General features: G+C 62.0%; 25 protein-coding genes and 1 pseudogene. 4 read left to right on the top strand and 22 right to left on the bottom strand.

The genetic code is table 11. The features are described from left to right. Nucleotide 1 precedes the first annotated feature (1 nt). Nucleotides 2-1468, top strand: a complete 1467-nt coding sequence (gene eccD, locus AC1DVN_RS03995; protein ID WP_243617057.1) for a type VII secretion integral membrane protein EccD — start codon at nucleotides 2-4, stop codon at nucleotides 1466-1468. 14 nt (nucleotides 1469-1482) lie between these two features. Continuing rightward, on the top strand, nucleotides 1483-2895 hold the full coding sequence (gene mycP / locus AC1DVN_RS04000) for a type VII secretion-associated serine protease mycosin (protein WP_172933404.1): 1413 nt from the start codon (nucleotides 1483-1485) through the stop codon (nucleotides 2893-2895). A gap of 14 nt (nucleotides 2896-2909) precedes the next feature. Here mycP and eccB read toward each other — a convergent pair. Beyond that, nucleotides 2910-4375, bottom strand: a pseudogene (gene eccB, locus AC1DVN_RS04005) (type VII secretion protein EccB). A gap of 97 nt (nucleotides 4376-4472) precedes the next feature. On the opposite strand from eccB, the gene eccE reads away from it, so the two are divergent. Continuing rightward, nucleotides 4473-6113: a type VII secretion protein EccE gene (gene eccE / locus AC1DVN_RS04010; protein ID WP_020969048.1), complete on the top strand. Its 1641-nt coding sequence runs from the start codon at nucleotides 4473-4475 to the stop codon at nucleotides 6111-6113. Between the two features lie 16 nt (nucleotides 6114-6129). Here the strand turns inward: eccE and AC1DVN_RS04015 are convergent, their stop codons facing one another. Together AC1DVN_RS04015 and AC1DVN_RS04020 are read right to left on the bottom strand one after the other, a co-directional pair. Further along, nucleotides 6130-6687 carry an NADPH-dependent FMN reductase gene (locus tag AC1DVN_RS04015; protein ID WP_020906901.1) on the bottom strand — a complete coding sequence of 186 codons (558 nt, stop codon included), beginning with the start codon at nucleotides 6685-6687 and terminating at the stop codon, nucleotides 6130-6132. 22 nt (nucleotides 6688-6709) lie between these two features. Then, a complete protein-coding gene (locus AC1DVN_RS04020) occupies nucleotides 6710-7288 on the bottom strand; it encodes a TetR/AcrR family transcriptional regulator (protein ID WP_021343562.1) in 579 nt (192 codons plus the stop codon). 57 nt (nucleotides 7289-7345) lie between these two features. On the opposite strand from AC1DVN_RS04020, the gene AC1DVN_RS04025 reads away from it, so the two are divergent. Then, on the top strand, nucleotides 7346-8488 hold the full coding sequence (locus AC1DVN_RS04025; protein WP_172933403.1) for an acyl-CoA dehydrogenase family protein: 1143 nt from the start codon (nucleotides 7346-7348) through the stop codon (nucleotides 8486-8488). A 25-nt stretch (nucleotides 8489-8513) separates the two neighbouring features. Here the strand turns inward: AC1DVN_RS04025 and truA are convergent, their stop codons facing one another. From truA to rplE, 19 genes are all read right to left on the bottom strand, one after another. After that, nucleotides 8514-9398, bottom strand: coding sequence for a tRNA pseudouridine(38-40) synthase TruA (gene truA / locus AC1DVN_RS04030; protein ID WP_172933402.1), 885 nt, complete (start codon nucleotides 9396-9398; stop codon nucleotides 8514-8516). 6 nt (nucleotides 9399-9404) lie between these two features. Beyond that, nucleotides 9405-9962: a 50S ribosomal protein L17 gene (rplQ, locus tag AC1DVN_RS04035; protein WP_477993490.1), complete on the bottom strand. Its 558-nt coding sequence runs from the start codon at nucleotides 9960-9962 to the stop codon at nucleotides 9405-9407. A gap of 29 nt (nucleotides 9963-9991) precedes the next feature. Next, nucleotides 9992-11053: a DNA-directed RNA polymerase subunit alpha gene (locus AC1DVN_RS04040; RefSeq protein ID WP_003941016.1), complete on the bottom strand. Its 1062-nt coding sequence runs from the start codon at nucleotides 11051-11053 to the stop codon at nucleotides 9992-9994. A 120-nt stretch (nucleotides 11054-11173) separates the two neighbouring features. After that, nucleotides 11174-11779 (bottom strand): 30S ribosomal protein S4, encoded by a 606-nt coding sequence (rpsD, locus tag AC1DVN_RS04045; RefSeq protein ID WP_003940769.1) that lies wholly within the window; start codon nucleotides 11777-11779, stop codon nucleotides 11174-11176. A gap of 22 nt (nucleotides 11780-11801) precedes the next feature. Continuing rightward, nucleotides 11802-12215 carry a 30S ribosomal protein S11 gene (rpsK, locus tag AC1DVN_RS04050; protein WP_003940683.1) on the bottom strand — a complete coding sequence of 138 codons (414 nt, stop codon included), beginning with the start codon at nucleotides 12213-12215 and terminating at the stop codon, nucleotides 11802-11804. Beyond that, on the bottom strand, nucleotides 12215-12589 hold the full coding sequence (rpsM, locus tag AC1DVN_RS04055) for a 30S ribosomal protein S13 (protein ID WP_003940834.1): 375 nt from the start codon (nucleotides 12587-12589) through the stop codon (nucleotides 12215-12217). Before rpsM ends, rpsK begins: the two co-directional genes overlap by 1 nt. A gap of 250 nt (nucleotides 12590-12839) precedes the next feature. Continuing rightward, on the bottom strand, nucleotides 12840-12953 hold the full coding sequence (gene rpmJ / locus AC1DVN_RS04060; RefSeq protein ID WP_003938068.1) for a 50S ribosomal protein L36: 114 nt from the start codon (nucleotides 12951-12953) through the stop codon (nucleotides 12840-12842). Between the two features lie 90 nt (nucleotides 12954-13043). Next, a complete protein-coding gene (gene infA / locus AC1DVN_RS04065) occupies nucleotides 13044-13265 on the bottom strand; it encodes a translation initiation factor IF-1 (RefSeq protein WP_003418601.1) in 222 nt (73 codons plus the stop codon). A 313-nt stretch (nucleotides 13266-13578) separates the two neighbouring features. After that, a complete protein-coding gene (gene map, locus AC1DVN_RS04070) occupies nucleotides 13579-14376 on the bottom strand; it encodes a type I methionyl aminopeptidase (protein ID WP_003940806.1) in 798 nt (265 codons plus the stop codon). After that, entirely contained in the window at nucleotides 14376-14921 is a 546-nt protein-coding gene (locus AC1DVN_RS04075; RefSeq protein WP_003940868.1) for an adenylate kinase, read from the bottom strand. The genes map and AC1DVN_RS04075 overlap by 1 nt, the downstream gene beginning before the upstream one ends. After that, entirely contained in the window at nucleotides 14918-16237 is a 1320-nt protein-coding gene (secY, locus tag AC1DVN_RS04080; RefSeq protein ID WP_020906895.1) for a preprotein translocase subunit SecY, read from the bottom strand. Before secY ends, AC1DVN_RS04075 begins: the two co-directional genes overlap by 4 nt. 257 nt (nucleotides 16238-16494) lie before the next feature. Then, nucleotides 16495-16938: a 50S ribosomal protein L15 gene (gene rplO, locus AC1DVN_RS04085; RefSeq protein ID WP_477846108.1), complete on the bottom strand. Its 444-nt coding sequence runs from the start codon at nucleotides 16936-16938 to the stop codon at nucleotides 16495-16497. Between the two features lie 2 nt (nucleotides 16939-16940). Then, nucleotides 16941-17120: a 50S ribosomal protein L30 gene (rpmD, locus tag AC1DVN_RS04090; RefSeq protein WP_003940751.1), complete on the bottom strand. Its 180-nt coding sequence runs from the start codon at nucleotides 17118-17120 to the stop codon at nucleotides 16941-16943. Next, nucleotides 17120-17791: a 30S ribosomal protein S5 gene (rpsE, locus tag AC1DVN_RS04095; RefSeq protein ID WP_003940718.1), complete on the bottom strand. Its 672-nt coding sequence runs from the start codon at nucleotides 17789-17791 to the stop codon at nucleotides 17120-17122. Before rpsE ends, rpmD begins: the two co-directional genes overlap by 1 nt. A gap of 31 nt (nucleotides 17792-17822) precedes the next feature. Further along, a complete protein-coding gene (gene rplR / locus AC1DVN_RS04100) occupies nucleotides 17823-18230 on the bottom strand; it encodes a 50S ribosomal protein L18 (protein WP_003940996.1) in 408 nt (135 codons plus the stop codon). Nucleotide 18231: 1 nt separating this feature from the next. Beyond that, nucleotides 18232-18771, bottom strand: coding sequence for a 50S ribosomal protein L6 (gene rplF, locus AC1DVN_RS04105; RefSeq protein ID WP_003940970.1), 540 nt, complete (start codon nucleotides 18769-18771; stop codon nucleotides 18232-18234). A gap of 14 nt (nucleotides 18772-18785) precedes the next feature. Continuing rightward, entirely contained in the window at nucleotides 18786-19184 is a 399-nt protein-coding gene (gene rpsH, locus AC1DVN_RS04110; RefSeq protein WP_003940873.1) for a 30S ribosomal protein S8, read from the bottom strand. 474 nt (nucleotides 19185-19658) lie between these two features. Then, entirely contained in the window at nucleotides 19659-19844 is a 186-nt protein-coding gene (locus AC1DVN_RS04115) for a type Z 30S ribosomal protein S14 (protein ID WP_003940698.1), read from the bottom strand. A gap of 4 nt (nucleotides 19845-19848) precedes the next feature. Further along, nucleotides 19849-20415, bottom strand: coding sequence for a 50S ribosomal protein L5 (gene rplE / locus AC1DVN_RS04120; RefSeq protein ID WP_003940924.1), 567 nt, complete (start codon nucleotides 20413-20415; stop codon nucleotides 19849-19851). Nucleotide 20416 lies beyond the last annotated feature (1 nt).

Here is a 20416-nt window from a genome sequence, read left to right on the forward strand (position 1 = left end):
CTTGACCAGCATCACTGAAACCAGCGCTGCGCACACCGCAAACGGACGACGCGTAACCCATTCTGCCGAACTGTGCAGGTTGACGGTACTTTCAGCCCATTCGCAGGTGGATCTTGCGGTGCCGCTTCGTGTTCCACTCGCGGTGGTCATTCCGGGCATTGTGGACACAATTGTCAACCACAGCAATTTCAACGAGTTCGACCACAGCGCCGAACAATTCGAGCCCGTCGACTGGACTCTGTCGAAAGTCGGCAGGGCACCGCTGGCGCCGACGCTGTCGCTGCACGAGCATGGAATCCGCGATGGGGAATTGCTCGTACTCGCGGCCGCGGACACCGCTGCCCCGCCCCCACTCTTCGACGACATCATGTACACCGTCGCGGCGACGGATGCAGACATCTACCGACGCTGGACTCCGATCACCGCGCGCATTGTCGGGTCGTCCGCCGCCCTCGTCGCTGCGCTCGTCGCGGCCCTCGCCCTGGTCCTCGGCGATACAGGTCTGATCGGCGCTGTCTGCGGTGGAGTGACGTCTTTGGTGCTCACCGTCGCCGCCGTCGTGGCAGCGCGGGTGTACGGAGACACTGCAAGCTCCATCACGCTCGGATGCACAGCGGTGCCACTGGCGTTCGTCTCCGGCGCCCTCTGCGTACCCGGCACTGTTCTTTCTGCTCATCTCCTTCTCGGTTCGGCATTCGCAGCCGCGGTGACTCTGATCTGCCTCCGCTTGTGCGGTGCCGGATTAGCCGTCTTCACCGCACTTCTCGTCGTCCTCCTTGCTGCGGTGGGCACCTTCGCCGTCGCGACGACGCTTCCCGAGGCGCGCACCGCAACCGTCAGCAGCGCGGTGATTGCCGCAGCATTGATCGTTCTCACGTTCACCGCTCGACTGTCGATGCTGTTCGCGCGATTACCGCTTCCCCCGGTTCCGACACCGAGTAATCCCCTCGACGACGATCGCGACGGACTGCCCGAGCCCGAACTGCCCGGGCTGACCGAGTTGACTGAAAGGGCAGGGCGGGCTCGTAGCTACCTGACCGGACTGATCGTAGCCACGTCAGTGGTCGCGCTCACTGCCGCAGTCGCGCTCGCGTGGCCCTGGCCCGGTCAGGGAATCGTCTGGCCGAACCTTGCTCTCGCATTCGCGACGGCCGTCGTGCTGATGTTTCGCGGGCGCACCTACGCGGGCGCACATCAGGCGGTCCCACTCATCTCGGCAGGCATCTCGGTGGTTCTCGCTCTCCTGGGCGGCATGGCATGGACCCATCGCGACCATGCATTGGTCGTCTTCGCCATCACGATGACTGTTCTCCTCCTGTCACTGATTCTGGGAATCCTCGCCCCCCAGAACACATTCAGCCCCGTGATGCGACGCGCGGCCGAACTGTTGGACCTCGCTGCGATTGCAGCAATCGTTCCGCTGATCTGCTGGGTCAGTGGGCTCTTCGCGCTCATGCGCGGTCTTTGAGCGATCGGATCTCGATGGTGATTCGACGCGCGACGAACATCTGTGCCGCACTCGTGATCGTTGTCTTAACAGTCCTCGCCGGGGCGGGTGGCGCATCGAGTGCGGTTCCTTCCCCCATCGATCCTGCAATGCTGCCGGAGGACGGTCCACCCGCGCCTCCCCAACCCACCGAACAACGAACCCTGTGCGTCCCCGCCGTAGCGGGTGGTGACGGCGCGGATATTCCACGTTCTCAACAGGATCTCGGATTCGATTCGGTGTGGTCGATCACCCGAGGGGCGGGGCAGCGAATTGCTGTCATCGACACCGGCGTCAGCAGACATCCCCGGCTACCGGCCCTCGAAGGCGGCGGTGACTATGTCGGGACCTCCGACGGCACCGACGATTGTGACTCACACGGAACAGCCGTCGCCGGTCTCATCGCCGCCGAGCAGGTCGACGGTTCCGGATTTTCCGGAGCTGCGCCGGACGCACAGATCATCTCGATCAGGCAGTCCAGTGCCGCTTTCTCGGTGGCCGGCCAACGCGAAGACCCTGCCGTAGCCGAGAATTCGTCTGGCTACGGAAACGTCGACACCATGGCACTGGCCGTACGTCACGCTGCTGACTTGGGTGCAAGCGTTATCAACATCTCCGAGGTCGCTTGCAAGCCTGCCGGGGACGGGATCAACGACCAACGACTGGGCGCTGCAATCGAATACGCCACGATCGCGAAGAACGCCGTAGTCGTCGCTGCTGCAGGGAACGTCGGATCCGGAGGTTGCAAGAACCAGAATCCACCGCCGGATCCCCTCGATCCACAAGCCGATCCATGGAACTCGGTTACGACGATTGCCAGTCCTGCCTGGTACGACGACTATGTCCTCACCGTCGGGTCGGTCGACCCCAATGGCACCGCCAGCTCCTTCAGCCTCGGCGGTCCATGGGTCGACGTTGCGGCGCCCGGCACCGGAATCATCTCACTTCACCCGACGTCGCCTGGTCTGACCAACGGAGTCTACGGCTCCGACGGCGCCGTACAGTCGTTCAACGGGACCAGTTTCGCTGCGCCCTATGTCGCGGCAACCGCCGCGCTGGTCCGGTCGGTTCACCCGGAACTGACTGCACTTCAGGTCATGCAACGTATCGAAGCCACCGCCCACGCTCCGGCGCAGGGTTGGAATCCCTACGTCGGTCACGGCGTCATCGATCCACTCGCCGCGGTAACGGGCGAATTGGCACCGGGGGAACGCGTCAAGGTCAATCATCAGTCGGTAACGATCGATCCCCTACCCACGCCGCCGACCCCCGACAACCGATCTCGCGACGCGGCACTCGTCGGAGCCGGAACGGTCGGCACCCTAGCCCTACTGACGCTATTGGCGTCGATGCCCATTCGTCGAGCAATTCGTCGGAGACTTCCCGAACGACGGGACGTCGATCTCTGAATCGTCAACGGTGTTCAGTTCACCGGAGCGGCCGGCGTTGAATCGGGGGCGACTCCGTCGTGAGCTATCAGTGCATTGCTCTTCTCGAGCGCCGGACCTGATGCAAGTAGATCGAGCATCTGCCAAGGCGCACGATCAGGCGTTCGCGTCAATCCGAGCGCGCGAGCAGAGGTTTCGTCCGGCACTCCGTATTTCACACCGGTATCCGCTACGTAGAACACTCCGTCGTGCCTGGTGCTGTTCGTCTCGATTCCGGTCGCTTGAACAAACCCACCGAAGCCCTGTTCGACGTGGACGCTGTCGAGATTGTCGCCCGATCCGTCCGCCTGCGCCAACGACACCAACTTGCCACCCTCCGGGATCGGAACCTGCAATCCAGCGACGAGTTTCAATGTTGCAGAACTACTTTCGCCGCCCTCGACTGCAGGTGAGGGAGCCCATTCCAGACAGCCGACAGGTGCGCCATGATCATCGACGATCTCCGGAACCACCTGCGGCAACGAGTCGACGGCCAGTTCCCTCACCGAAGGAATACGACTGATGGCATCAGGGGTGACGCTCGCGATCCCGGTGGCGCCCTGCGAATCCGAGAAGTAGATCAGTTGGGCGAGCGCCGCACCGACCTTCTGGATACCGTTCTCGAGCACCACGTAGTACTGCAGGTCCGCGCCCACCGAAACCTGAACGACGGAGCCGACAGTCTTGTTCTGTAGCGGGAACCGGGGCGCTGATCCCAGTTCGCGGATTCGCGGAGCTCGATGCGCGGAACTTCGGGGATCGAATTGAGAAATCCGGCACTGATCGGTCGCGCCTGTGCTCCCTCCAGCCCCAAAGCCCGCATGATCGCCGGATTGTCCACATCGATTTCCGCTCGCTTCCCGTCGTAGACGAGAAAGTGATCGGAACCCGACTTCACCAGGAATGCACGGTCCCTCGTCAGATATGTCGTGTTTTCACCGACATTGGACGAGCCGACCAGGACCGAAGTCGTCAACGATTTTCTCCCGTCGGATCCGACGGAATCGCATACCGTCCACAAGGCGTTGCTCGGGTCGGCTGATTCCGGCAGCGCGGACGGTGCGCCGGGAATGCCGACGAGCGCGCCCCTCGGTTTCGCCTCGACCTCAGACGCCTTGACTATTGCCGGTTTTACTGGCGAACCCAGAATCAGTCGGGCGGAGGCCAAGTTCAGCACAGGGCGAAAAGTACCCTCCATGGCGACGAACATTGCGCCAGATTCCTTTGCAACAACGATTTCTGCATCGCCGATCTTGTCCTGTGGCCGAAACAGAGCAAGTACCGCGCAACCCGCCAATCCCAGTGCAGCGAGGACTATTCCGACGGTGAAGGCGCGGGACTGTGACCGCATCGGATCGTGAAGCATCCGCACGTCTCGTCTGACCAGCGCATGTTCCATCCGCCTGACCAAGAATCGGTACCCATTGACCTGCCAGCGCGTGGTAGGTGTTGCAGCCATCATTCCCCCCGTGCCTTACATCCCCTTGCGAAGACACAGTACAGTTTGGCTGGGGCGGAAATTTTCGGGTAGTTCGCAGGTCAGGTATCGGGGAGGAACCGTGGACCGATCGCGGTTGAAGCATTGGCCGTCGTCACACAGGATTTCGACGCACGAATTCGTGTCGGCACAGATTCTCGGAATCAGTGCAGGCGGAATCGCGATGGCCAGTGGGCTGGATTGGCTCTGGGCGCTGGCAATCGGTTGTGTGGTTGCCGGATCAATGCTCCTCCATGTGGGCGGTTGGTCGGTAATGTCCTGGATTGTCAAGTACTTTCGCTATTTGCGCCGCAAGGACGCCGACGGCAGCACGATCGTCAGTTTTCACACTCCCTCCGAACAGTCGATCGGGCTCCGAGTGGACGGATCTTCACTCGTCGCTGTCGTCGAGATCGCTCCCCCACGCGACTACCTGACCAGGATCGGGCGCCATTCATTCGACGCTTCCCACCTTCTGCCCACGGCAGCCCTGGTCAATTGTCTGTATCAGCACGACATCTCACTCACCGGCATCGACATTGTCAGTCATGGATACCGCGCCGCATCAGGAACGCCGGCCACCGAAGTCTACGAACGTCTCATCGGGCCACTACCAGCCACCGCCACCAGAAGTGTTTGGCTTGCACTACGTTTCGACGCTTTGGAGGGTCGTGCAGCAGTCGAACGCCGAGGCGGGGGCGAACAGGGCGCGGGCCGCGCGATCGCTGTTGCCGCCAATCGTGTCATCCGGGTGCTCGATTCAGCGGGATGCAAGGCGCGGATCCTCACCGCACCGGAGATCGCGTCGTCCACTGCCCAGGTCGCAAGAGGAGTCGCCAGCCACGAGGTCACCGAAACGTGGCGAAGTACCCCCTTGCCTGGTGTGTCCAACGTCGGATACGGAATCGAACCCCGTTTCATCACCACCTCGACCCTGACCCGAGTATGGGCAGTGGCAACGGTCGGGACGTCCGTGACAATTCGGTTGCGCCCCACGGGCGAACGCGGAGAGGCGAAGGTCAGTGCGACATGTCGCTTCACCACGCGCAATCCACCTGAGAACGCACCGCTGGCCGGTTTGGTCTCGCTTCGTGGGCGCCAGCGCGACGGATTGCTGACCAACCTGCCAACCGCATTGGCCGCGCTGGACCGCATCACGCCGCACATTCGCATGGACGGGGGCACACTCGACTCACTCGCTCTACCTCTTGCCGGGTGCGGCCAGCTCATCGGCTCGGACCGAAACGGGCACGGTGTCGCGGCCAGAATTTCGGGGCCAGGCGTCAACACCGTTTTTGTCGCCGGCGAACTCTATCTGGCTCAGCAATTGATCTTTCGAGCCATCGCGACCGGCGCACTGGTACTCATCCACACCGATCGACCGGAAGCATGGACCGCGCTCACCGACTCCATGGGAGTGCCTGACCGACTCCGCGTGTCCGGGCAGGGTGGTGGGCTCGAGGGCGCTTTCAACACTGTCGTGTTCGACGGAGTCGAGGGGTTACCGCCGCGTGCCGGCGTGACCGCGATCTACGTGTACGGACATCCACGCCAATGGCCTCGGATCGACCCTGAAATCTCGATAGTCCAGCCATTCGCACTCGGTGACAAGATCACAGTCGAAACCGGCCGCACGCGCGTCGAACTGACTCTGGTAACCATTGCTTCCGAGACCTCGTTCATCGGCCGTCCTCGAGCCGGCGACGCTCACCAGATGGCGTGATCGCGTATGTCCAAGATCAGCCAGGATAGGGATCACTCGCACGCTGCATCCGCAATCCGCTCCCCCACCAATGCAATTCACGAATCATCTTCTCGCTCGCATCGATCGCGATCGAATCGACGCCGTACGGCTCGTGTCCGAATTGCTTGCGTACCCGGTGAATGGTCACGCTTTGACGCACCGAGACCATGTGCAGCTCCGCCACTACCTGCCTCAGTTGTTCGACGGCCCGAACACCACCTGAAATCCCGCCGTAGGACACGAATCCGATCGGCTTGGCACGCCACTCGTGTTTCACGGAATCGAATGCGGTCTTGAGGGCAGCCGGGTACCCGTGGTTGTATTCGGAGGTCACAGCAACAACAGCGTCGGCTCGTCCGATTCGCTGGCGGAAAACCTCCGTGGCAGGTGAATCCGAGAAATCCTGGGGCAACGACAGCTCTCTGAGGTCGATCACCGATACGTTCCACGACGGGTTCGCGGTTGCGCGCTCGACAAACCAATCCGCCACTGCTCGTCCTATTCGCCCCTCGCGGACCGAACCTACGATGACTTCGACCTTCAAAGGTGCCATGAACGTCGATGCTAGCGACTCGTCACGCAGTGATCCCGTCCGTGATGAGTGCGGCCAGTTCCCGATACGCGCTGGCATCGTCCAACCCGGTAGCCCGATAGACCGCGCGTTGCTGGATCCGAACCATTGTCGCTGCGGCCGCATCAGCGACAAATGACGCGTGTACCCGCCGGAATGCGCCCGAATCCACTCCCTCGACGATGAGCGCTCGCACACGATCCGCGGCGATCGACGTGTTCTTCTCGTAAACCTGACTCGCCGACACCGATTCAGCCAGGTCTTCCATGAATTGACGGGACGCCGCGGTCAGTTGATCACCGACTGCTTCGAGATACACCGCGACTCGACGAGTCGGTGCCGCTTCGGCAGCGACGGCACTCTCCACCGCATCGGTCGCCGCACGGAAGAAGTGCACCGTCACAGCCCGCACCAGATCCTCTTTGCCGGCCGCCACGGTGTACAAGGTGCTCTTGGAGCAGTGCAGACGAGCTGAGATCTCGTCGAGCGTGAGGTGGGCGAAACCCTCGCTCAAGAACAGTTCGACCAATTGATCGAACAACTCTGCCCTGCGCGCAGTCGTCTTGTGAACCAGCCTTGCCATACGCAAGACAGTACTGCAGTATCGTTCTCAGTACTACTACCTAGCTAGGAGCCGACCGTGCCCGTCGAACGCCTGATGCCCAGCCAAGAAGCTCGCGATCTCATCGAACTGACGCGTGATGTCGCGGACAAGGTACTCGCGCCCAAGGTCAACGAATACGAGAAGGCCGAGAAGTATCCCGAAGGCGTGTTCCCCGCACTCGGACAGGCAGGCCTGCTGAGCCTTCCGTATCCCGAGGAATTCGGTGGCGGCGATCAGCCGTACGAGGTGTACCTCCAAGTCCTCGAAGAGATCGCCTCGCGCTGGGCAGCGGTTGCAGTGGCGGTGAGCGTACACAGCCTCTCGTGCTTCCCACTGTTCACCTTCGGCACCGACGAACAGAAGACCCGCTGGCTGCCGGACATGCTGGGCGGCAACACCATCGGCGCCTACAGTCTTTCCGAAGCGCAGGCCGGATCCGACGCCGCCGCATTGTCGTGCAAGGCGACGGCCACCGACGGTGGCTATCGCATCAACGGCTCGAAGGCCTGGATCACCAACGGCGGCAAGGCAGACTTCTACAACCTCTTCGCCCGCACCAGTGACGACGGCTCTCGCGGCATCTCCTGCCTCCTGGTGGACAAGGACACCGAAGGCCTCAGCTTCGGCAAGCCCGAGGAGAAGATGGGACTGCGCGCGGTCCCCACTGCATCCGCGAATTACGACGACGCCTTCGTCCCTGACGAGCGGTTGATCGGTCAGCGCGGCCAGGGATTGCCGATCGCCTTCAGCGCGCTCGACTCCGGCCGGCTCGGAATCGCTGCTGTTGCCGTCGGAATCGCTCAGGGCGCACTCGACGACGCGGTCGCTTACGCGAAGGAGCGCAAGGCATTCGGCAAGCGGATCATCGATCACCAGGGCCTCGGATTCGTCCTCGCGGACATGGCGGCCGCAGTTGACTCCGCGCGAGCCACTTACCTCGATGCAGCCCGCCGCCGCGACGCCGGAGTTCCGTATTCGCGCAACGCCAGCGTCGCCAAGCTCGTTGCCACCGACGCAGCAATGAAGGTCACCACCGACGCCGTTCAAGTATTCGGTGGGTATGGCTACACCCAGGACTTCCCCGTCGAGCGCTACATGCGCGAGGCCAAGATCACGCAGATCTTCGAGGGCACCAATCAGATTCAGCGTCTGGTCATCGCGCGCCAATTGGCGGGATAGTCGTCTACATTTTCTATCAAGGCGGTCAGTCCCCGCAGCACCCACCCGAAGACGGAATCTCGCGGGTTTCACGGGTAATCGCGTTGCGGGCAGCCAGTTCCGAGTAGTCGGGGTAGTCCACGCGAACCAACGAAAGTCCGTGCGCCGGCGCAACGAGGATCGAACTCGACCGCGACGTTTCGTCGAGCAAACCTGCCACCCAGTCGGCGGTGCGGCGTCCCTCACCGACCGAGAGGACTGCCCCGACAAGACTCCGGACCATCGACCAGCAGAACGCATCGGCATTCACGTACGCCGTGAACACCGTGCCCTCCTGCGCCCAGTCGAAGCGTTGCAACTCCCGCACCGTCGTAGCGCCTTCTCGACGCTTGCAGAATGCCGCGAAGTTGTGCAGGCCCAGAAGCCGATTCGACGCTTCGTGCATCGCTGTGAGATCGAGTGGTTTGGGGTACGACACCGTATCGCGCGCGCGTAGGGGTTCCACTCCGAATGCCGCGTTGGTCACCCGGTACTCGTAGTAGCGCCGCATCGCCGAGAAGCGCGCATCGAAGTCACCCGGAACCACCGAGATCTGTTTGACCCGAACGTCCTTGGGCAGGAAGCGTGCAAGTCTGCGCACGAGTCGCGACGGATCGTCGGGGAGCAACTCGCCCGGGACGTCGACGTGCGCTACCTGCCCCGTGGCGTGAACGCCGGCGTCCGTGCGACCGGCAACAGTCAGCTGAACCGGTTGCCGTAGTACCGTTCCCAACTTGTCTTCGATCTCACCGCACACGGTGCGCAGATCGGTTTGACGGGCCCAGCCCGAGAAGTCGGTGCCGTCGTAGGAGATGTCCAGCCGCAATCGAACGAGCCCGCCGTCCCCGATGGGGGCGGCGGGCTCGTTCGATTCAGCGTGTGCCGAAACCAAGGGGGACTAGTCCTTCTTGGCCTCTTCGGCCTCGGGAGCGTCGGCCGCAGTTGCGGTCTCGTCCTCGATGGCCTCGACGACTGCGTCAGCGTTCTCGACCTCAGCCTCGGTCGCGTCGGCCTCTACGGCCTCGACGACGTTCTCTGCGGCGGGAGCTTCCTGCGAGGGCTTGACGCGACGAGCGCGGTCAGCCTCGGAGGTGACGGTCTTTTCCTTGACGAGCTCGATGATTGCCATCGGAGCGTTGTCGCCCTTGCGGGGGATCGTCTTGATGATGCGGGTGTATCCACCGTTACGGTCCGCGTAGAACGGGCCGATCTCGGCGAACAGGGTGTGAACGACATCCTTGTTGCGGATGACCTTCAGCACCTCACGACGGTGAGCCAGCGTGCCGGCCTTCGCGTGCGTGACGAGCTTCTCGGCGTAGGGGCGCAGTGCCTTGGCCTTGGACTCGGTGGTGGTGATGCGACCGTGCTCGAAGAGCGCGGTAGCCAGATTGGCGAAAATCGCCTTCTGGTGGGAAGCCGACCCGCCGAAGCGGGCACCCTTCTTGGGCTTGGGCATGATGATCTCCTAGTAAAGGACCTGAGCTGCTACAGCTGTTCGGTCTCGGCGTAGTCCTCGGTACCTTCGGCATCGCCGAAGGAACCGGCATCAGTGTCACTCCACGTTCCGGTGGCGGCGTCGTAGCCGGCAACGGTGGTGGGATCGAAGGATGCGGGGCTGTCCTTGAGGGACAGGCCGAGCGAATGCAGCTTGACCTTGACCTCGTCGATGGACTTCTGTCCGAAGTTGCGGATGTCGAGCAGATCGGACTCGGTACGGCCGACAAGCTCACCGACGGTGTGAACACCTTCGCGCTTGAGGCAGTTGTAGGAGCGGACCGTGAGGTCCAGATCCTCGATGGGGAGTCCGAAGGAAGCGATGTGATCGGCCTCGGCGGGCGAGGGTCCGATCTCGATTCCTTCTGCTTCGACGTTCAGCTCACGGGCCAGGCCGAAGAGCTCAACCAGGGTCTTGCCCGCCGAAGCGAGCGCGTCCCGTGCGGTGATGGAGTTCTTCGTTTCCACGTCGAGAACGAGCCGATCGAAGTCGGTGCGCTGTTCGACGCGAGTGGCCTCCACCTTGTAGGTGACCTTGAGCACCGGCGAGTAGATCGAGTCGACCGGGATACGGCCGATCTCTGCGCCGGACGCCTTGTTCTGGACGGCGGGGACGTAGCCACGACCGCGCTCGACAACGAGCTCGATCTCCAGCTTTCCCTTGTCGTTCAGGGTGGCGATGTGCAGATCAGGGTTGTTCACGGTGACGCCTGCCGGGGGCACGATGTCGCCTGCAGTAACAGCGCCGGGGCCCTGCTTGCGGACGTACATGGTGACCGGCTCGTCCTCTTCGGAGTTCACGACGAGGCCCTTGAGGTTCAGGATGATGTCGGTGACATCTTCCTTCACTCCCGGGACGGTGGTGAACTCGTGGAGAACGCCGTCGATACGGATGCTGGTGACAGCAGCGCCGGGGATCGACGAGAGCAGCGTGCGGCGCAGCGAATTGCCGAGCGTGTACCCGAAACCTGGCTCCAGGGGCTCGATGACGAACTTCGAGCGGTTATCAGCGATGACCTCTTCGGTCAGCGTGGGTCGCTGAGAAATGAGCATTGGTATTTCCTCCTGTACGGACGTCCACTATTTGACGCCCACGATGGGAAAGGGCCTGCGGCCCTGTGAGTGGTTGAGGAGTCCGGAGACTCCTCAACCACTCACGGGGTGCGAAGCGCCTTACTTCGAGTAGTACTCGACGATGAGCTGTTCCTGCAGAGCGATGTCGATCTGCGCGCGCTCGGGAAGCTGGTGAACCAGGATCCGCAGACGCGAGCCGACAACCTGCAGCCACCCGGGAACCGGGCGATCGCCGACGGTCTCACGCGCAACCTGGAACGGAAGCGTGGAGAGCGACTTCTCCTTGACATCGATGATGTCGTACTGCGAGACGCGGTAGCTCGGGATGTCGACCTTCTTGTTGTTCACGAGAAGGTGACCGTGCGTGACCAGCTGACGTGCCTGACGGCGCGTGCGAGCGAGGCCTGCGCGGTACACGACGTTGTCGAGACGCGACTCGAGGATGCGAAGCAGGTTCTCGCCGGTCTTGCCGGGGCGGTTGTTCGCCTCCTTGTAGTACAGGCGGAACTGCTTCTCCATGACGCCGTAGGTGAAGCGAGCCTTCTGCTTCTCCTGCAGCTGGAGCAGGTACTCGCTCTCCTTGATACGCGCGCGGCCGTGCTGTCCGGGCGGGTACGGGCGACGCTCGAATGCCTGGTCGCCTCCAACGAGGTCGACGCGCAGACGACGCGACTTGCGGGTGATGGGTCCGGTATAACGTGCCATTTTCTTCTACCTATCCTTCCCGCTATACCCGACGCCGCTTGGGCGGACGGCAGCCGTTGTGCGGCTGGGGGGTTACATCGGAAATGGTGCCGACCTCGAGGCCAGCAGCCTGGAGGGAACGGATTGCGGTCTCGCGACCGGATCCCGGTCCCTTGACGAAGACGTCAACCTTCTTGACACCGTGCTCCTGCGCCTTACGGGCAGCGCTCTCAGCAGCAAGCTGAGCGGCGAAGGGAGTCGACTTACGCGAACCCTTGAAGCCGACGTGTCCCGAAGACGCCCAGGAAATGACATTTCCGGCGGGGTCCGTGATGGACACGATGGTGTTGTTGAAGGTGCTCTTGATGTGAGCGGCGCCGTGCGGGATGTTCTTCTTATCCCTGCGACGCGTCTTCTGGGTCTTCTTCGGACCGGTGCTACGTGACTTCGGGGGCATTACTTCGCCTTCTTCTTGCCGGCAATGGTGCGCTTCGGACCCTTACGGGTACGGGCGTTGGTCTTGGTGCGCTGACCACGCACGGGCAGACCACGACGGTGGCGCAGGCCCTGGTAGCAGCCGATCTCGATCTTGCGACGGATGTCGGCCTGAACCTCGCGGCGAAGGTCACCCTCGACCTTGAGCGACTCCTCGATGTACTCGCGGAGCTTTGCCAGGTCCTCGTCCGAGAGGTCCTTGCTCCGGAGATCCGGGCTGACGCCGGTGGCGTCAAGGATTTCCTTGGAGCGGGTACGGCCGATGCCGTAGATGTATGTCAGTGCGATCTCCATACGCTTTTCGCGAGGAAGATCAACACCAGAGAGACGTGCCATGGTGGCATTTCCTTATCGGTGTGCGGAGGTCTGCTCCCAGCCCTTCCCCTGTGCCTCTTGCCGAGTACCGACGCCCGAAGGCGCAGATGATCTCATCAACTAACTCAGTGGGGCCCCGGCCTCCGTGCCGGGGGTGAACCATTGTCCGACCTTGGCGATCGGTGAACGATCGCGTGGGGTCTCGTCAACAATGGCTGGTACTGGGAGGTCTTCTTTGCTTGTTGCCAAGCAGATCTTCGAAAAGCTAGATCTAGCCCTGACGCTGCTTGTGACGCAGGTTCTCGCAGATCACCATGACTCGACCGTTACGGCGAATCACTTTGCACTTCTCGCAGATCTTCTTGACGCTCGGCTGAACCTTCACGTCTTCTGATCTCCTGTTTTGTCGCAGCCCGCCGCGATGAACCGCGGCAGACATACTTCTCCCTGACCCAGGTCAGGTCCGGGAAGTTCGTTACTTGTAGCGGTAAACGATGCGTCCGCGCGACAAATCGTAGGGCGAGAGCTCCACGACAACGCGATCTTCCGGGAGGATGCGAATGTAGTGCTGACGCATCTTTCCGCTGATGTGGGCGAGGACCTTGTGGCCATTCTCGAGCTCAATGCGGAACATCGCATTGGGCAGCGGCTCGACTACTCGTCCTTCGACCTCGATGGCCCCGTCTTTCTTAGCCATATCCTCCGCGATCCGTTTGGTTTGGCATGCTTCGTGCATCGGCTTCCGTTACATTGGCACGCAATGGAAAGATCGTCGGCACTTCGGGGGCCCGATCCCGGAGCGATCCGGGCGTAGGCACACGAACTATCGACGCGCATAGCGCACCGCCTAGCCATGTTACGCGATGTAAACGACCAGGCCAAATGCGCCTCCGGTCAGGGTGACGACGCACACCGCTCCCCCATCGAAAAAGTCCCAGCCTCGACATGAGGCTGGGACTTCTCGAACGTGAATCATGCTCGCTGCCAACACTTGTCAGCGACGGCGTCAACTACTCCGGCCGGAGTGTCAGAATCCGCGGACCGTCCTCGGTCACAGCGACAGTGTGTTCCCAGTGCGCCGCACGGGACCCGTCGGTCGTCACAACGGTCCAGTCGTCGTCGAGAATCACCGTGTCGGTGGTGCCGAGCGTGAGCATCGGCTCGATCGCGAGGCACGATCCGACAACCAGTTCAGGACCCTTACCCGGGGCGCCTTCATTGGCGAGGAACGGATCCATGTGCATTTCCCGACCGATTCCGTGTCCACCGTATCCGTCGACGATGCCGTAGGAACGACCGTGCAACTTCTCGGCGGCATGAGTACCGACCTCGATCGCGTGCGAAACATCCGTCAGACGGTTACCGGCGATCATCGCCGCGATCCCGGCTTCCATCGAAAGCCGAGTGGCTTCGCTGAGTTCCTGATCGGCGACGCTGATCTCACCGACACCGAACGTCCAGGCAGAGTCACCGTGCCAACCGTCGAGGATCGCGCCACAGTCGATGGAAACGAGGTCGCCTTCAGCCAGGATGTCCTGAGCTGAAGGGATCCCGTGAACGACGCGATCGTTGACCGAAGAGCAGATCGAACCGGTGAAGCCGTGGTACCCGAGGAACGAGGGCACGGCGCCGGCGTCACGAATGACCGATTCTGCGACCGCGTTCAATTCCAAAGTGCTGACACCGGGCTTTGCCGCAGCGCGCACCGCCACCAGCGCCGAACCCACGATCGCGCCGGCAGCAGCCATCGCGTCGAGTTCGCCCGCGGAGCGGAACGGAACAACCTTGCGTTTACGCCCGAAGACCATTACTTACCCAACGCTGCCAGTGCGCGTGCGTTGACCTCTTCGACCTCGCCGATCGCGTCGACGGAGACGATGCTGTCCTTGTAGTAATCGAACAGCGGTGACGTCTCGTCGCGGTAGACCCGGAGTCGGTTGCGGATGACGTCCTCGGTGTCGTCTGCACGACCGCGGGCGAGCATGCGCTCGACCACGATGTCCTCGTCGACAACAAAAGAGAGGACACCGTCGAGCTTGGTGTCGAGATCCTTCAAGATTCCCTCGAGTGCCTGAGCCTGTTCGACCGAGCGCGGAAATCCGTCGAGAAGGAAACCGTTTGCTGCGTCAGGTTCTGCGACGCGAGCCTTCACCATGTCGTTGGTGATCGAACTCGGTACGAGTTCGCCGGCGTCGATGTACTTCTTTGCTTCCACACCGAGAGCGGTGGCCTGACCGATGTTCGCGCGGAAGAGATCACCCGTGGAGATATGGGGAACGCCGAACTTCTCGGACAAGATAGCGGCCTGGGTGCCCTTGCCGGCACCGGGAGGACCAAGGAGGACAAGTCTCACTTGAGGAACCCTTCATAGTTACGCTGCATTAGCTGACTCTCGATCTGCTTCACGGTGTCCAGGCCGACGCTGACCATGATCAGCACCGCGGTGCCACCGAACGGCAGGTTCTGCGCGCCGCCGCCATTCCCGATGTCGAGGAACAGGTTGGGCAGAACAGCAATGGTGCCGAGGTAAATCGCACCCGGAAGGGTGATGCGACTCAGCACGTAGTTGAGGTAGTCCGCGGTCGGCTGACCTGGTCGGATACCGGGGATGAAGCCGCCGAACTTCTTCATCTCGTCGGCGCGCTCTTCGGGATTGAAGGTGATGGCGACGTAGAAGTACGTGAAGAAGACGATCAGGCCGAAGTAGATCGCGATGTACACCGGGTTGGCCGGGTTCACCAGGTAGGTGTTGATGAGGCGCTGCCACCAACTGGGGTCGACCGCTGTACTGGCCGAAGTCAGCTGTGCGATCAAGTTCGGGAGGTACAGCAGTGAAGACGCGAAGATCACCGGGATGACGCCGGCCTGGTTCACCTTCAGAGGCAGGTACGTCGAGGATCCGCCGTACATCTTGCGTCCGACCATCCGCTTTGCGTACTGAACCGGGATCCGGCGCTGACCCTGCTCGACGAAGACGACACCGGCGATGATCAACAGCGCTGCGAGGCAGACGAAGGCGAAGACCAGTGGACCGCGGCTGTCGAGAATCGACTTGCCCTCGCTCGGGATACGCGATGCGATACCGGCGAAGATGAGGAGCGACATACCGTTACCGACGCCACGTTCGGTGATGACCTCGCCGAACCACATGACCATGGCAGCACCGGCAGTCATGACCAGCACGATGATGGCAAGACCGAAGATCGACTTGTCGGCGATGATGTCGTCACAGCCCTGGAGCAACTGTCCGCGTGCCGCAAGAGCGACGATGCCGGTCGACTGCAGGATTGCCAGAGCGATGGACAGGTAACGCGTGTACTGCGTCATCTTGGCCTGACCGGACTGGCCTTCTTTTCGAAGTTCCTCGAACTTCGGGATCACCACGGTCAGCAGCTGCACGATGATGCTTGCCGTGATGTACGGCATGATGCCGATCGCAAAGATCGACATCTGCAGCAGAGCGCCACCGGAGAACAGGTTGATCAGCGAGTAGATACCTGCTGAGTCACCGGAGTTGGCGATATCGATGCACTGACGCACGCGGCCGTAGTCGACACCTGGGGACGGAATGAGAGCGCCGACCCGATACAGAGCCACCAAGCCGAGGGTGAAGAGGATCTTCCGCCTCAGGTCTGGGGTCCTGAGGGCCGAGACGAAGGCGGAAAGCAAAGATCCTCCTGGCACGACGGTAGGGAGACAGATCGTTTGACCTGTCGAACTTTTGAACTCTAACAGTGAGCATTTGGGAACTAAGCGGGCAGACCACGAAAACCGGGTAAGCCGAAGATACATTTGCCACTCGGTGACCAGAATACTGGCCCATCCGAGGCATGCACGACCAATCTGTGACAAGACCTGGTAGACGCCGATGGCCGCAGCGCAGCAAACGCTGCGCTGCGGCCATCGGACTAGCTACGCGTGATTACTCACAGCTCGGTGGCGGAACCACCGGCAGCAGCAATCTTTTCCTTGGCAGAACCGGTGAACTTGTCGGCGGTCACCTGAACGGCAACTGTCAGTTCGCCGTCGCCCAGAACCTTGACGAGCTGGTTCTTGCGGACTGCGCCCTTGGCAACGAGATCCTCGACCGTGATTGCTCCACCTTCGGGGAACAGACGGGCGATGTCGCCGACATTGACGACCTGGTACTCGGTGCGGAACGGGTTCGTGAAGCCCTTGAGCTTGGGCAGACGCATGTGAAGCGGCATCTGTCCACCCTCGAAGCCCACGCGCACGGTGTTACGTGCCTTGGTGCCCTTGGTACCGCGACCTGCGGTCTTACCACGCTTGCCGCCCTCACCGCGTCCAACACGAATCTTGTTGGACTTGGATCCCGGAGCGGGGCGCAGGTGGTGCAGTTTGATGGTCATGGTTAGACCTCCTCAACTGTTACGAGGTGGCGCACCACGTTGATCAGACCGCGGTTCTGTGCGTTGTCCTCACGAACAACGGTCTGACGGATGCCCTTGAGACCGAGCGTGCGCAGAGAATCCTTCTGGTTCTGCTTGGTCCCGATGATGCTCTTGATCTGAGTGACCTTGAGATCTGCCATTACTTCACACTCCCAGCAGCCTGTGCGCGAGCGCGAAGCATGCCGGCGGGTGCAACCTCTTCGAGGGTGAGGCCGCGGCGAGCCGCAACTTCCTCGGGACGCTGCAGACCCTTGAGCGCAGCAACGGTCGCATGCACGACGTTGATCGCGTTGTCGCTACCGAGCGACTTCGACAGGATGTCCGCGATACCAGCGCACTCCAGCACGGCGCGCACAGCGCCACCGGCGATAACACCGGTACCGGGGCTTGCCGGGCGAAGCATGACGATGCCGGCAGCAGCCTCACCCTGAACGGGGTGAGTGATGGTGTTGGCGATCATCGGGACGCGGAAGAAGCTCTTGCGAGCCTCCTCGACACCCTTCTGGATGGCCGCGGGAACTTCCTTGGCCTTTCCGTAGCCGACGCCGACCAGTCCGTTGCCGTCTCCGACGATCACCAGAGCGGTGAAGCTGAAGCGACGACCACCCTTGACGACCTTGGAAACGCGGTTGATCGTGACAACGCGCTCGATGAACTGTGACTTCTCCGCAGCGTTTCCGCCACGGCCACCGTCGCGACGGTCACGGCCGCCACCACGGTTGTCCCCACGAGCGTTGCTGTTGTCACCGCTGTTGGGGCCATTCTGTCCGGCGGGTCCGCTTCCGCCGTCACGCCTTTGACGTCCCGGCATCAGGCTGTCCTTCCGTTGAAAATGTTGGTCATCAGAACTTCAACCCGCCTTCGCGAGCCGCGTCTGCCAGGGCCGCGATGCGACCGTGGTAGCCGTGTCCGCCGTGGTCGAAGACAACTGCTTCCACGCCGGCAGCCTTGGCGCGCTCGGCGATCAGCTGACCGACCTTCGCGCTCGCAGCCTTCTTGTCGCCTTCTGCCACGCGCACGTCTGCTTCGATGGTCGACGCGGAGGCCAGGGTGTGGCCGGCCAGGTCGTCCACGAGCTGGACGTGGATGTGGCGCGAGGACCGGTTGACGACCAAGCGGGGACGCTCGGGCGTGCCGGAGACCTTCTTGCGGAGACGGAAGTGACGACGCGTCTTCGAGAGACGACGCTTGGTGGACGCATCCTTGCCCAGCGGAATCCGCTTGGCTTTCTGGTTTGCAGTCTGGCTCATATCACTTACCCGTCTTTCCGACCTTGCGGCGGATCTGCTCACCCTCGTAACGCACGCCCTTACCCTTGTACGGGTCCGGACGACGGAGACGACGGATGTTGGCCGAGATCTGCCCGACCTTCTGCTTGTCGATGCCGGACACCGAGAACCGGGTGGGCGACTCGACGACGAAGGTGATGCCTTCAGGAGCCTCGATCGGCACCGGGTGGCTGAAGCCGAGCGCGAACTCGAGGTCCTTGCCCTTCAGTGCCACACGGTAACCAACACCGTGGATCTCCATCTTCTTCGTGTAACCCTCGGTGACACCGGTGATGATGTTCGCAACCAGGGTCCGCGACAGACCGTGCAGCGCGCGGCTACGACGCTCGTCGTCGGGGCGCGTGACGCTCAGCGAGCCGTCCTCTGCCTTTTCGATTGCGATGGGCTCGGAGATGGTCAGCGCGAGGGTGCCCTTGGGACCCTTGACGGTGACATCCTGGCCGCTGATCGTGACGTCAACGCCCGCGGGGACGGTGACCGGAATCTTTCCAATACGCGACATTGTGGTGGCCTCCCTTACCAGACGTAGGCGAGGACTTCCCCGCCTACTCCTTGATTGGCCGCCTGGCGATCGGTGAGCAGACCGGACGACGTGGAGATGATGGCCACGCCGAGGCCTCCGAGGACCTTGGGCAGGTTGGTGGACTTCGCGTAAACCCGGAGACCGGGCTTGGAAACGCGACGCACGCCGGCGAGGCTACGCTCGCGGCTGGGACCGTACTTCAGATCGACGATGAGGGTCTTGCCGACCTCTGCGTCTTCGGTACGGAAATCGGAGATGTAGCCCTCGCGCTTGAGGATCTCGGCGATGTTCGCCTTGATCTTCGAGTGGGGAAGCTTCACCTCATCGTGGTACGCCGTGTTGGCGTTGCGCAGACGCGTCAAGAAGTCTGCGATGGGGTCAGTCATGGTCATAGGTCGACCTCGACACCTTTCTCGCTGTGGTTCCCATGCAACACCGGACGAATCCGATCGTGGGCCTCCAGCAATTCGGCTGGGCCGTCCGACTTGTGTCAGACGGCGTAAGTTACCGCACCGAGCTGAACGCATGCGTCAGCCACGGCAACCGCTCTAGTGTAGGGAACTTTGGCGCAGGTGTCCACCGGGATGCCACGTCAGCTCCCCCACCGCCACCCGAAGGTCGCTGATCGGGAAGGTATCGACGCACCCCGAAATCTGAACTGTTCGTTCGGGACCGAAGAACGACATCGACGAACGATGACTGCTTTCAACCAGAGTCGCAGCGGGACAGTTCTTTTCAGGATCGGCGCGATACACAACTCGATGGAAACCACGAATGGACGTGGGTTGCAAAGGTACCCCCGGGCCTTTCAAAAGCAACCCACGTCCATTCACATGCGTGGTGTGACGAAGCCCGAGGGCCTCAGATCACCAAGAGCTCTTGCGAACTCCGGGAAGCTCGCCGGCGTGAGCCATCTCGCGAACGCAGATACGGCACAAGCCGAACTTGCGGAACACCGAGTGCGGGCGACCGCACCGCTGGCAGCGGGTGTAGGCGCGAACCGCGAACTTGGGCTTCTTGTTGGCCTTGTTGACCAATGCCTTCTTAGCCATGCGCTCAGTTCTCCTTGAACGGGAAGCCGAGGTGCTTGAGCAGTGCACGGCCTTCTTCGTTGTTGGTTGCGGTGGTCACGACGGTGATGTCCATACCGCGGGGGCGATCGATCTTGTCCACGTCGATCTCGTGGAACATCGACTGCTCGTTGAGGCCGAACGTGTAGTTGCCGTTGCCGTCGAACTGGTTGCCCGAGAGACCGCGGAAGTCGCGGATACGGGGCAGAGCGACAGACACGAGGCGGTCCAGGAACTCCCACATGCGGTCGCCACGGAGGGTGACGCGTGCGCCGATGGGCATACCTTCGCGGAGCTTGAACTGCGCGATGGACTTACGTGCCTTGCGGATCTCGGGCTTCTGGCCCGTGATCAGCGACAGGTCATGGACAGCGCCGTTGATCAGCTTGGCGTCACGGGCAGCGTCGCCGACGCCCATGTTGACGACAACCTTGACGACGCCGGGGATCTGCATGACGTTCGAGTAGTCGAACTCGCTGTTGAGCGCGTCCTTGATCTCAGCGCGGTAGCGTGCCTTGAGGCGCGGCTGGACCTTGTTTTCGGTGGAGGTCATG

The sequence above is a fragment of the Rhodococcus sp. P4_E4 genome, assembly GCF_056401575.1.